General features: G+C 70.8%; 11 protein-coding genes. 4 read left to right on the top strand and 7 right to left on the bottom strand.

Annotated features, from left to right (window positions below; translation table 11 throughout):
• Positions 1-15: 15 nt before the first annotated feature.
• Positions 16-1,689 carry an electron transfer flavoprotein-ubiquinone oxidoreductase gene (locus ACSQ14_RS08270; RefSeq protein WP_436011554.1) on the bottom strand — a complete coding sequence of 558 codons (1,674 nt, stop codon included), beginning with the start codon at positions 1,687-1,689 and terminating at the stop codon, positions 16-18.
• A gap of 138 nt (positions 1,690-1,827) precedes the next feature.
• Between ACSQ14_RS08270 and ACSQ14_RS08265 the strand changes: the two genes are divergently transcribed.
• Positions 1,828-2,649, top strand: a complete 822-nt coding sequence (locus tag ACSQ14_RS08265) for a uracil-DNA glycosylase (RefSeq protein WP_436011552.1) — start codon at positions 1,828-1,830, stop codon at positions 2,647-2,649.
• 109 nt (positions 2,650-2,758) lie between these two features.
• Positions 2,759-4,378 carry a transglycosylase SLT domain-containing protein gene (locus ACSQ14_RS08260; RefSeq protein ID WP_436011550.1) on the top strand — a complete coding sequence of 540 codons (1,620 nt, stop codon included), beginning with the start codon at positions 2,759-2,761 and terminating at the stop codon, positions 4,376-4,378.
• Here the strand turns inward: ACSQ14_RS08260 and ACSQ14_RS08255 are convergent.
• Positions 4,310-4,756, bottom strand: a complete 447-nt coding sequence (locus ACSQ14_RS08255) for a hypothetical protein (RefSeq protein ID WP_436011548.1) — start codon at positions 4,754-4,756, stop codon at positions 4,310-4,312. The two genes, ACSQ14_RS08260 and ACSQ14_RS08255, sit on opposite strands and share 69 nt — an antisense overlap.
• 106 nt (positions 4,757-4,862) lie before the next feature.
• On the opposite strand from ACSQ14_RS08255, the gene ACSQ14_RS08250 reads away from it, so the two are divergent.
• A complete protein-coding gene (locus tag ACSQ14_RS08250) occupies positions 4,863-5,429 on the top strand; it encodes a hypothetical protein (RefSeq protein WP_436011546.1) in 567 nt (188 codons plus the stop codon).
• 4 nt (positions 5,430-5,433) lie between these two features.
• On the opposite strand, the gene ACSQ14_RS08245 is transcribed toward ACSQ14_RS08250, so the two are convergent.
• From ACSQ14_RS08245 to ACSQ14_RS08225, 5 genes are all read right to left on the bottom strand, one after another.
• On the bottom strand, positions 5,434-6,516 hold the full coding sequence (locus ACSQ14_RS08245) for a PA0069 family radical SAM protein (RefSeq protein ID WP_436011544.1): 1,083 nt from the start codon (positions 6,514-6,516) through the stop codon (positions 5,434-5,436).
• Positions 6,517-6,696: 180 nt separating this feature from the next.
• Positions 6,697-7,683, bottom strand: coding sequence for an LLM class flavin-dependent oxidoreductase (locus ACSQ14_RS08240; RefSeq protein WP_436011542.1), 987 nt, complete (start codon positions 7,681-7,683; stop codon positions 6,697-6,699).
• A 51-nt stretch (positions 7,684-7,734) separates the two neighbouring features.
• Positions 7,735-8,550 (bottom strand): hypothetical protein, encoded by an 816-nt coding sequence (locus ACSQ14_RS08235; RefSeq protein ID WP_436011540.1) that lies wholly within the window; start codon positions 8,548-8,550, stop codon positions 7,735-7,737.
• Between the two features lie 29 nt (positions 8,551-8,579).
• Positions 8,580-9,791, bottom strand: coding sequence for a patatin-like phospholipase family protein (locus ACSQ14_RS08230; RefSeq protein ID WP_436011538.1), 1,212 nt, complete (start codon positions 9,789-9,791; stop codon positions 8,580-8,582).
• A gap of 136 nt (positions 9,792-9,927) precedes the next feature.
• Positions 9,928-11,205: a class I SAM-dependent RNA methyltransferase gene (locus ACSQ14_RS08225; RefSeq protein WP_436011536.1), complete on the bottom strand. Its 1,278-nt coding sequence runs from the start codon at positions 11,203-11,205 to the stop codon at positions 9,928-9,930.
• A 170-nt stretch (positions 11,206-11,375) separates the two neighbouring features.
• On the opposite strand from ACSQ14_RS08225, the gene ACSQ14_RS08220 reads away from it, so the two are divergent.
• Positions 11,376-11,990 (top strand): glycine zipper 2TM domain-containing protein, encoded by a 615-nt coding sequence (locus tag ACSQ14_RS08220; protein WP_436011534.1) that lies wholly within the window; start codon positions 11,376-11,378, stop codon positions 11,988-11,990.
• Positions 11,991-12,095 lie beyond the last annotated feature (105 nt).

Genomic DNA, 12,095 nt, shown 5'->3' with positions numbered 1-12,095 from the left:
AAGCGCGCAGCCCCATCACATGTTCGGGTAGTTCGGCCCGTCCCCGCCCTGCGGCGTGGTCCAGTTGATGTTCTGCGACGGATCCTTGATGTCGCAAGTCTTACAATGCACGCAGTTCTGGAAATTGATCTGGAACCGCGGGTTCTGTCCGGCTTCGTCGTACAGCACCTCGTAAACGCCGGCCGGGCAATAGAGGCGCGCCGGCTCGCCGTACTTCGGCAGGTTGACGCCCACCGGGACGGTTGGGTCCTTCAGCTTCAGGTGCGCCGGCTGGTTTTCGTCGTGGTTGGTGTTCGACAGGAACACCGACGACAGCTTGTCGAAGCTCAGCACGCCGTCGGGCTTCGGATAGACGATCGGCTGGTAATCCTTGGCCAGGCCGGTCGACGCCGCGTCCGACTTGCCATGGTGCATCGTGCCGAAGAAGGAGAAGCCGCCGAGCAGGCTGGTGGTCCACATCTCGAACATGCTGACCGCCCCGCCCACCGCGGTGCCGAACTTCGACAGCAGCGGCTTGGCGTTGCGGACCGTGTGCAACTCCTTGCGGATCCACGAGCGGTTGAAGGCGTCGGCGTATTCCGTGAGCTCGTCGCCGGCGCGGCCCGCCTGGATGGCGGCGAAGGCGGATTCCGCCGCCAGCATGCCGCTCTTCATGGCGTTGTGGCTGCCCTTGATCCGCGGGACGTTGACCAGGCCGGCGCTGTCGCCGAGCAACACGCCGCCGGGGAAGTACATCTGCGGGATCGACTGCAGGCCGCCCTCGGAGATGGCGCGCGCGCCGTAGGAGATGCGCTTGCCGCCGGCGAGGTGCTTAGCGACCTCGGGGTGGTGCTTGAAGCGCTGGAACTCGTCGAACGGCGACAGCCAGGGGTTCTTGTAGTTGAGGTGCACCACGAAGCCGATGGCCACGTAGTTGTCGCCGAAGTGGTAGAGGAAACTGCCGCCGCCGGTCTTGTCGTCGAGCGGCCAGCCAGTCGTGTGTTGCACCAGGCCGGGCTTGAACACCTCGTCGGGCACCTGCCAGAGCTCCTTCAGGCCGATGCCGAACTTCTCCGGATCGCTGTTGGCGCACAGGCCGAACTTGTCCTTCAGCACCTTGGCCAGCGAGCCGCGCACGCCTTCGCCGATGAAGACGTACTTGCCGTGCAGCTCCATGCCCGGCTGGTAATCGGGGCCCGGCTGGCCGTCCTTGTCGAGGCCGAACACCCCGGCGACCACGCCCTTCACCCCGCCTTCCGGCGTCATGACCAGGTCGGAGACCGCCATGCCCGGATAGATCTCGACGCCCAGCGCCTCGGCCTGCTGTCCCAGCCAGCGGCAGACGTTGCCCAGGCTGGCGATGTAGTTGCCGTGGTTGTGCATCAGCCCCGGCATCAGGGCCATCGGCAGGCTCAGGCTGCCCTGCGGGCCCAGCATCATGAAGATGTCCTGGGCGACCGGGGTCTCCAGCGGCGCGCCCTGCGCCTTCCAGTCCGGGATCAGCTCGTTCAGGGCGATCGGGTCGATGACCGCGCCGGACAGGATATGCGCGCCGACCTCCGAGCCCTTTTCGAGCACGGCCACGGAGACTTCCGTCCCGGCCGCCTGAGCCAGCTGCTTCAGACGGATCGCCGCGGCCAGGCCCGACGGGCCGGCGCCGACGATGACGACGTCGTACTCCATGGATTCGCGTTCGACGCCTTCGCTCATGCCCCGTAGCTCCTTGGCGGCCGCCGGCCTCTCTCGCCTTTTCGCCGCATGCCGTTGATCAATCGCGGGTCTTATCGGAATGTCACCCTGCGGCGGTCAAGCACGAACCCCGGCCAGCTGCGCATTTCCAGGCCCCAGATGAACCCAACCCAGTCCGCCCTGCCCGATCCGGCGCTCGAAAGCCTGTTGGCCTTCTGGGCCGACGGAGGCGTCGACGCCATGCTGCTGGACGCGCCGATCGACCGGATCGAAGCCGGCAAGTTCGTCCCGCCGCCGCCGCCGACCCGCAAACCGGTCGTCGTCGCCGCGACGACCCGTCCCGGTCAGCCTGATATAGGCGCCGTCATGGCCCAGGCCCAGGCCGCCGCGGCCGAGGCCCAGGACCTCGCCCAATTGGCCGAGGCGATCGCCAAGTTCGAAGGCTGCCCGCTGCGCTTCGAAGGCGCGGCGCGCCAGGCGGTGTTCTCCCGCGGCCGGGCCGATGCGCCGCTGATGGTGATCGGCGAGGCCCCGGGCCCCGACGAGGACGCGCAAGGCGCTCCGTTCGTCGGCCGCGCCGGCCAGCTGCTCGACCGGATGCTGGCCGCCGCCGGGCTGACCGACCGGGTGTTCATCACCAACAGCGTCTTCTGGCGCGCGCCGGGCAACCGCTCGCCGACTCCGGCCGAGCAGCTGGTCTGCCAGCCGTTCGTCGAACGCGCGATCGCCCTGGTGCAGCCGAAGATGCTGCTGCTGGTCGGCGCCTCCTCGGCCAAGTCGCTGCTGAAGAAGGACGACGGCATCCTGTCGCTGCGCGGCCGCTGGTTCGAATGGCGCTCCAGCACCGGCGACCTCGAACTGCCGGCTATGCCGACGCTGCATCCGGCCTTCCTGCTGCGCCAGCCTGCGGCGAAGAAGCGCGCCTGGGTCGACCTGATGACCCTCACCGAGCGGCTGGACCGGCCGGAGCGCCCGGCCTAACCGCGACAATAAACCATCAAGCGATGCTATAGCCGGTAAGGAATCCGGGCTAAGCTCCGCCTTTGCTGAGGCAAGGGACGCGCTTCGAGTCGGGGGGCGCGCAGAGTTCATGCGACTTGCGAAGCGACTCCTGTGCGCCACCGCAGCTCTCGTCTGCGCGATGGGGCTGACCCAGGCCGCAGCCGCCGCGAACGCCCCCGCGCCGCTCTCACAAGCCGACGCCGCCCGCTACACCGCCGCCTTCGCCGCCTCGGCCCGCGGCGACTTCATCGACGCCCAGATGCAGACGACGGAGCTGCAGGACCGTTCGCTGGTCGGCTACCTGGCCTACGACCAGCTGATGCATCCCACGGCGCACAAGGCCAGCTTCGAGGAGCTGAACGGCTGGCTGGTGAAGTTCCGCGAACTGCCGCTGGCGGAGCGGATCTTCGGCCTCGCGGTGCGCCGCAAGCCGCCGGGGGCGATCGATCCGCCGATGCCGACGGTGGCCGGCCTGACGCCCGCCCGCAGCGCCGCCGCCCCGCTTTCCGACGGGTCGCGCCGCGCCCGCGACGCCTATTACTCCGGCGACCCGGAGCGCGCCCTGAAACTGGCCTCGCGCGCCAACGACCGCTGGATCATCGGCCTCGCCGCCTATCGGCTGCGGGCCTACGACCAGGCCCTGAACGCCCTGCGCGACCTCGCCCACGACGAGGACGAAGACGCCTGGGTGCGCTCGGCCGCGGCCTTCTGGAGCGCCCGCGCCGCCGGCGCGCTCGGCCAGACCACTGAGGCGATCGACCAGCTCCGGCTCGCCGCCAGCGCGCCGCAGACCTTCTACGGCATGATCGCCGTGCGGCAACTGCGCGCCCAGCGGGCGCTCCGCGCCGAAGCGCCGCCTCGGGCGCAGTTGCAGCTGGCCAGCTTCGCGCCGGCCGCCGCGGCCAGCCCGGACCTCACCGCCCTGGTCGCGCGCGACGCGCGCGCCCACCGCGCCTGCGCCCTGGCGCAGATCGGCCGACTGCAGGCGGCGGTGAACGAGCTGCGGGTCGGCCACGCCTTCGCGCGCGGCGCCCAGGAGCAGCAGTCCTGGGCCGCGCTGGCGCTGGCGCTCGGCACGCCGCTGAATTTCGCCGCCCCGGCCCTGGCCGTCGCCAGCGAGGACTACCCGCTGCCGCCGCTCGAGCCGAAGGACGGCTTCAGCCTCGACAAGGCGCTGGTCTACGCGATCGTCCGCCAGGAGAGCCGCTTCGATCCGACGGCCGTGTCCCACAAGGGCGCGGTCGGGCTGATGCAGCTGACCCGCGACGCCGCTGTGCGCGCCGCCGGCGACGACAAGCTCAAGTGGGACATGCGGCCGCTGTACGACCCGGCCTTCAACCTGCGGGTCGGCCAGGACTACCTCACCTGGCTGATGGAGCGGGGCGTCGGCTACGACCTGCTGCGAGTGGTCGCCGCCTACAACGGCGGTCCGGGCATGGTGCAGCGGACGGTGCAGGCGCTGGGCCCGGAGGCCGCCGACCCGCTGCTGCTGCTGGAATCCCTGCCGCCGTTCGAGACCCGCAACTACGTCCAGCGGGTGCTGGCCGGCTACTGGACCTACAAGACCATGTTCGGCGAGGAGACCCCGAGCCTCGACGCCCTGGCCGGCGGCGCGTCGCTCGTCGACGCCCGCCTCGACCTAGCCCAGCCGACGCGCGCCGGGACCCAATTTTCGGGCGAATTGCTGCTGCGTCCCACCCTGCGCTGAGGCCGCGAGAAACTTCGCGCGGCTGATCAGCACGCCCTCGGGCGCGCGGCGCAGGAAGCCTTCGCTCAAGCCCCGGAGCCGCGCCTCGCGGACGCCTTCGCGCAGGTGATCGTTCAGCCGATCGACCCAGCCGTCCTTCAGCCGCAGGTCCGGCGGGACCACCAGCAGCCAGTCGCTGCGCGCGCTGGCCGCCGCACTGGCGAGATCGGCCGCCGCCTTGGCCCCGGTGGCCCCGCACAGCGCCTCGAGCAGTTCGGGATCCTCGCCGCCGACCAGGATCACGTCGCGCACCACCCCCTCGACCGCCGCCTCGGTGAGCATGGCGAGCAGGCCTGCGAGCTTGGCCGGGTTCCCCCGGGTGACGACGACGGACAGCATGCGGCTGGTAGAGCGGGTTCCAGCGCCGACGGCAAGCCGTCGGCGGAACGCCGAGCGCGGCTGTGCGCTTCCGCACCAGGCTTCAGCAATGCTGGGAGGAAAGCCGATGCGCCCGACGGCAGGAATTGTCGTGGCGGCCCTGGCCTGCACCGCGCTCGGCGCGCCGGCGGGCGCCCTGGCCCAGCCGGCGCCCGGAGAGATCACCTTCTACGCCGACATCGGCTTCAAAGGGCAGAGCCGCTCGGTGAACGAGGCGCGCAACGTGCTGACCATCCCGTTCGTCGTGCGCAGCGCGCGGATCACCGGGCGCGGAACCTGGGAAGCCTGCTCCAGAGCCAACTTCCGCGGGCCGTGCAACACGGTCAGCACCGACCAGGGCAACATCCGCTGGACCGTGGCTTCGGCCCGGCCGGTCGCCCCGCAGGTGCAGCCGCCAAGACCGCCGGCCGCCGGCGCCTCGCTACGCGGCATGGCGGCGGAGTTCTTCCCGGCGCCCGCCGAGCGCGGCGGTCGGGTCGCCTCCTGCGCGTCGGGCGCGGCGGCCTGCGCCGCCGACAGCGCCCGCCGCTTCTGCGCCTCGCGCGGCTGGCGCGGCGCGGCGCACTACGCCCAGGAGACCGTGAACCGCATCAACTACCTGGCCGACGTGCTCTGCACCCGCACGAGCCACTGACCGCTCAGAACAGCTGCAGTTGCGCGCTGTCCGGCCGCGGCGGCGCGAACTGGCCAAGGTCCAGCGGCGGCAGCGGCTGGTCCAGGCCGAAGCGCCGCTTGGCGAGCTTGAACCGCTGGCGCATGGCCTCGGCGACCGGTCCCTCGCCGGTCATCCGCTTGCCCCAGGCCGACTGATAGGCCGCGCCGCCGCGCATCTGCCGGACCAGCGACATCACCCGCGCCGCCCGGTCGGGATGGTCGGTCGCCAGCCATTCCTCGAACAGCTCCTTGATCTCCAGCGGCAGGCGCAGGGCGACATAGCCGGCGCCGACCGCGCCGGCCTCAGCCGACCGCTGCAGCACCGCCTCCATCTCGTGGTCGTTCAGCCCGGGGATCGACGGGGCGAACATCACCACGGTCGGCACGCCGGCCTCGCTCAGCCGGCGCACCGCCTCGAGCCGGCGCTCCGGCGTCGCCGCGCGCGGCTCCATGCTGCGCGCCAGCTTGCGGTCGAGGCTGGTGATCGACACCGCCGCCCGCGCCAGCCCGGCCCGTCCCATCTCGCCCAGCAGGTCGAGGTCGCGCAGGATCAGCGCCGACTTGGTGATGATCGAGAATGGATGGCGGAATTGCTGCAGCGTCTCGAGCACCTCGCGGGTGACGCCCAGCCGCTTCTCGTCCGGCTGATAGGGGTCGGTGTCGCCGCCGATGTGGATGACGCCGGGCTTGTAGCCCTTCCGCGACAGCTCGGCGGCCAGCAGCTTGCCGGCCTCGGGCTTGAAGAACAGCCGGGACTCGAAATCGAGCCCGGGCGACAGGCCGAGGTAGGCGTGCGCCGGCCGGGCGTAGCAGTAGATGCAGCCGTGGCTGCAGCCACGGTAGGGGTTGATCGAGCGGTCGAAGCCGACGTCGGGGCTGGTGTTGCGCGCGATGATGGTGCGCGACTTCATCGGCTGCACGGTCGTGGCGATCTGCGCCGGCTCCTCGCCCTCCAGATCCCAGCCGTCGTCGAAGCTCTCGCGCTCAAACGCCTCGAACCGCCCGGAGCGGTTGGAACGCGCGCCGCGGCCACGCGGGACGGGGCCGGCTTTCAGCGGGTGCGACATGACCAGAACATATCAAGAACATACCTAGCCTGTCATCCCGGTTTCGCGAAGCGAAGACCGGGATCCAAGAACACGGCGACCGACGGTCAATCGCGGAGGCGCCGCTGCCGGAATTGCCCCGCCGTGTGCTTGGATCCCGGACAGCCGCTGCGCGGCTTCCGGGATGACAGCTGGGTGAAGTCAGGCCGCCCGCGCCAGTTCCGCCCGCACGTCGGCGAGGATCTCGTAAGAACGCACCCGCTGGGCGTGGTCGTAGATCTGCGAAGTGACGATCACCTCGTCCGGCTGGTAGCGGGCGATGAACTCGGCCAGGCCGTCGCGCACGGTTTGCGGCGCTCCGACCACAGCGCTGGCCAGCGGGCCGTCGCGCATCATCGCCGCCTCCGGGACCGCGTCGACCGGCGGCGGCAGCCGGCCGGGCCGGCCGGTGCGCAGGTTGAGGAACGCCTGCTCGATCGAGGTGAACAGCCGGCGCGCCTCGTCGTCGGTCTCCGCCGCCACGAGGTTGAGGCCGAGCATCACATAGGGCGCGGCCAGATGCTCCGACGGCTCGAACCTGGCGCGATAGAGGGCGATGGCCTCGGCCATCTGTGCCGGGGCGAAGTGCGAGGCGAAGCCGTACGGCAGGCCCAGCATCGCCGCCAGCTGGGCGCCGAACAGGCTGGAGCCGAGGATCCAGACCGGAACGCGACTGCCCTCCCCCGGCACGGCCTGGACCAGTTGGCCGGGCTTGGAGGGCTGCAGGTAGTGGATCAGCTCGACCACGTCCTGCGGGAAGCGGTCGACGTCCCCGGCCAAGGTGCGGCGCAGCGCCCGGGCGGTCATCTGGTCGGTGCCCGGCGCGCGGCCGACGGCGAGATCGACGCGCCCGGGGAACAGCGCCTCCAGCGTGCCGAACTGCTCGGCGATCACCAGCGGCGCATGGTTCGGCAGCATGATGCCGCCGGAGCCGACGCGGATCGTCGAGGTCGCCGCAGCCACCTGGCCGATCACCAGCGCGGTGGCGGCGCTGGCGATCCCCGGCATGTTGTGGTGCTCGGCCAGCCAGTAGCGGTGGAAACCGAGGCGCTCGGCGTGGCGCGCCAGGTCGATGGAATTGCGCAGCGCCGCGCCGACGTCGGAGCCTTCGACGACCGGCGACAGATCGAGAACGGAAAGCGGGATCATCCAGCCCATATGGGGCGCGCGCTCAGCGATGGAATGCCACGCTTGGACTGATCATGGCGGCAGGCGCACCGGCGCCGGCGCGGCGGCAGTCTCTGCGGTGTTGCGGATGACGGCGACAGCGCGCGTCACCGGATGCTGATCCACAGTCGCGAAGCCGGTCCGCGGCCGGTCCAGGTCGATGATCATGCCGAAGGCCAGCGACAGCAGGACGAACTGAATGACCGACACCGGCAGCGACCGTCGACTCGGCGGATGGCTGTAGCCCATCAGCACCGACGCGATCAGCGCATAGAGCAGCAAGGCGCCCAGGATCACCCGCGGGATCACCGCCTCCACCGCCGCCCGGCGCGTCGCCGCGGTGTTGAACATGGCGTTGGCGGCGTCGAGCACGGCCCGCGCCGGCGGGTCCTTGCTCGTCACGCTGGAAACCGTCGCCCAGAACTCGGCCTCCCGCTCGTCCGTGCGCGCCTCCGTCTCCCGGAGATCCTTCGCTGTCTTGGCGAGCGAGAACGCTTCCCGCGCCTCGGCGTAGGGCAACAAGCTAAGGGTGAGCCGGCTCCGGTCGGGTTCGTCGAGGGCCTGCACCCGACGAAAGGTGGTGCTGATCGCATTGGCCTCCTCGCTCACCAGATTGCGGCGGGTGTTGTAGCGATCCACCGCCATCCCGAAGCTGAAGCCGACCAAGAGCGCGAGCAGGCCGAGGCTCGATCCGAGATAGTTGCCGCCGAGCTCCTCGATCGCCCCCTCCTTGCGATTGACGTACCGGCGCCACCGCACGCCGAGTTCATGCGTAACCAGCAGCAAGGTCGAAAACGCCAGGCAGATGAACCAGAGGGGGAAGACCCAAAGGTGCGAGGGCGTCGGCATCGCGCCGCCTCACACGCCGGGCTGGGTGATCATGGCGCCGCCACCTCGTCGTCGGGGGAATAGCCTGGAGGATACTTCGCCCAGGGGTAGCCGCCCGCGGCCTGCCGCCGGCCGTACTCGAACAGCTGCTTCATGTAGGCGGTGTCGAACTCGCTCTTCTTCGGCGTGTTGAACTCCTTGGGAATGAAGGCGAGGTTGTAGTCGATGCCGTCGCGGGTGGCGGTCATGTAGATCCGGTCGAGGTCGCCCATCCCCTGGGTCTGGATCAGCGAGGAGACCGCGCGGTTGGCGATCGTCAGCACCCGGCGATCGACGCTCGCCCATTCCGGGTCCAGCCGCGAATTGCGGATGATGTAGAGCGTCCGCTGACGCGCGTCGCCGCGCTGACGCGTGAACTCGGCGAGATGTACCCGTCGCGGATAGAGGAAGACCTGCCGCGTCGCGCCGCCGTCGACGTGCATCTCCTGGTACGACTGACCGTCGACCGTCACGTCGATCATCACCGGCGGAAAGGCGCCGGGAATGGCGGCGGACGCCAGGGTGATCTTGTGGAACAGCTCCAGCGCCGCCGGATCCTTACTGCTCGCGAGCGCCCCCATGTTCCAGTAAACCGGCTCTCGGGAGTCGAGATTGGTGGTGCCGATGAACATCAGCCGGCCTTTGGCGAATTCAGCCGCAATATCGTCAAGCAATTCCCGGGTGATATTCTGTTCGACGAGATGCCCCATCGGCCTCGTGTTGGCCATGGCGTCCTTGAACAGCGCTGCAGTAAAGTTCCGCTTCTTGAAAATGTCCTTGTCCGTCACCTCGGTATAGGTGTGCAGCAGGACGGGGTCGTACTTCGCACCTGCAAAGGCGAACGGCGCGATGAGGGCGCCGGTGCTGATGCCGGTGACCAGTTTGAACACCGGCCGGGTGCGCGCCTCGGTCCAGCCGCAGAGCAGGCCGGCGCCATAGGCCCCGTCGCCGCCGCCGCCGGAGACGGTGAGATAGGCTGCGGGCGGCAGCGGGCCGTTGTGGCCGAGTGCGGCCCTCTCCCGATCGTAGGACAGCAGCATTTCGCGCATGAACGGCAGCGGGTCGCGCTCGGGGAAGAAGCGGACGTCGGGCACCGCCGGCTGAGCCCGGGCCGTCAGCTGCGAAGGCACCGCCTTCTTGCGCGACGGCGACGCGCAGCCGGAGACCGCCAGGGGCAGCAGGAGCGCCGCGCCGAGCGCGTCGCGCCGGGAAAGCTGCGACACGCGGGATGGGCCAGAGGGCATGGGCGCGCCTTCCGAGCTGGCGTCGAACGGAGGCCGCAGCATGCGCAACGCCCGTCAGAACGCCATTGGTAGGAACCCGCACCCAGGACGGCGATCAACCGTCCGCTGTGACGCGCTATCGCGAGAACACCGCCGCCAGCTCGACGTGCGACGACCAGAGGAACTGGTCGACCGGCATCAGCCGCTCCAGCGTGAAGCCGGCGTCGACCAGCCGGCGCGCGTCGCGCACGAAGGTCGCCGGGTTGCAGGAGACGGCGATCACCCGCGACACCTTCGAGCGCGCCAGCTCGGCGGTCTGCTCCGCTGCGCCGGCCCGCGGCGGGTCGAACACAGCGACATCGACCTTCTTCAGCTCCTCGGCCAGCATCGGCCGGCGGACCAGGTCGCGGGCTTCGGCGGTGACGCCCTTCAGGCCCGGCGCGCTCGCCAGCGCCGCGCTCAACGCCTGCACCGCCGGAGGGGCGGAGTCGGCGGCGTAGACCGGCGCGATCTCGGCGAGGCGGAAGGTGAAAGTGCCGACCCCGCAGTAGAGGTCGGCGATGCGGGTCGCCCCGGCCGCCGCCTCGACGACGAAGGCGGCCATCGCCTCTTCCGCGCAAGCGGTGGCCTGCAGGAAGGCGCCGGGCGGCAGGCGCACCACCGCCGGGCCCAGCCGGACCTGCGGCATGCGGGCGCCGTAGGCCATCTCGCCGTCCAGGGTGACGCGGGCGAAGTCGGCCGCCGCCGCACGCTCGGCCAGGACCATCCGGGCGTCCGCGGACAGCCCGCCGCTCTTGCGCTCGACGCCGCTGATGTCGATGTCGAGCCCGGTGTCGGACAGCGTCACGTGCAGCGTCGGCGCGGACTTGGCGTGCTCGAACAGCGGCGCGGCCAGGCGTTTCAAATGCGGGAGGGCGGCCTGGATCTTCGGATCCGAGATCGGGCAGACGTCGATGTCGACCAGATCCCAGGACTTGCGGATCTTGTAGCCGAGCCGGGCGGCCTCGCGGTTGCCCTTGCGCGCGTGCAGGGCGACCCGGCGACGGGTCGCCGGCAGGGCGCCGAAAGCCGGCAGGATCTCGGTCTCCAGACGCTCGCGGGCCAGGGTGGCGCGCAGCCGCTCCACCTTCCAGGCGAGGTAGGGTTCGTGCGCCCAATGCTGCAGGGCGCAGCCGCCGCAGGCGAAGAAGTGCGGGCACGGCGGCTCCACGCGCTGCTCGCTCGCGGCCAGCAGCTCGATCAGCTCGCGCCGCTCGCCGGCGCCGGCGGCCAGCACCCGCTCGCCCGGCAGGGCGAACGGCACGAAGACCGGACCTTGGGCGACGCCGTCGCCGTCGCCGCCGACGTGGTCGATCAGCAGCTCGACCGGCGGGCCTTGCGGTTTCGGCCGGGGCGCGGGACGCGGACGGCGCATTGAACGAAATTCCCTTAAGACCTGAGGCGCGGCGTCGGCGCGGCAGGCCCGAAAGCCGCCCCGAAATGAACGAAGATGAACGGCTTGCTCAACGGCCGTTCAGCTAGCTTGACCGATAGTCCAAGCGTACCGGCCACCAAGGCCGTCCGACATACGTCAGAGGGGATCCGATGTCCAAACCGTCCGCCACCGTTCGGGGGGCGCTCGCCGTCGTCGCAGGCGTCGTGGCGCTGGGCGCGGCGGCCACGCCGCAGGTGGCCGCGGCCCAGCCCTACGGCTACCAGGGCTCGGGCTACAACGACAGCTACTACGATCCGTGCCGCCGCTCGCAGGCCAACCGCAGCGTGGTCGGCGGCCTGCTGGGCGCCGGCATCGGCGCGACGGTGGGCTCGCAGATGGCCGCCCGCGGTCACCGCACCGACGGCTCGGTGCTGGGCGGCGTTCTGGGCGCGGGCCTAGGCGCCGTGGTCGGCAACAAGTCCGCCGCCTGCGCTCCGGGGCAGACCTACGGCGCGGCTCCGCCGCCGCCGCCGCCGCCGCGGGCCTATTACGAGGCGGCCCCGCCGCCGCCGCCGCCCGCCCCGGCCTACTACGACCATGAAGACGACGACCAATGGGCCTACGGCCGCCGCGGCGAGCGCTTCCGCATCGCCGAGCGCGAGCAGGGCGGCCCGGACGGCTGCACCCTGGCCGAGAGCCCGATCTACCTGCCCGACGGCCGTACGCAGAAGCGCTTCGTGCGGGTCTGCCAGGACAGCTCCGGCCGCTACCAGGTCGTCGACTAAGCCATCCAGAAGAAGCTCGAGCATCACCTGGCCGCCCGCCTCGCGGGCGGCCATTTCTTTTGCCCTCTCCCCGCCCGCGGGGCGCGGGTCGGGTGGGCGGGCCGC

This window comes from Phenylobacterium sp. LjRoot219, assembly GCF_964252995.1.
In the GTDB taxonomy this organism is placed as follows: domain Bacteria; phylum Pseudomonadota; class Alphaproteobacteria; order Caulobacterales; family Caulobacteraceae; genus Phenylobacterium.
Note: the sequence above shows the minus strand (reverse complement) of the source record. Positions and strands in the feature narration are given on the sequence as shown.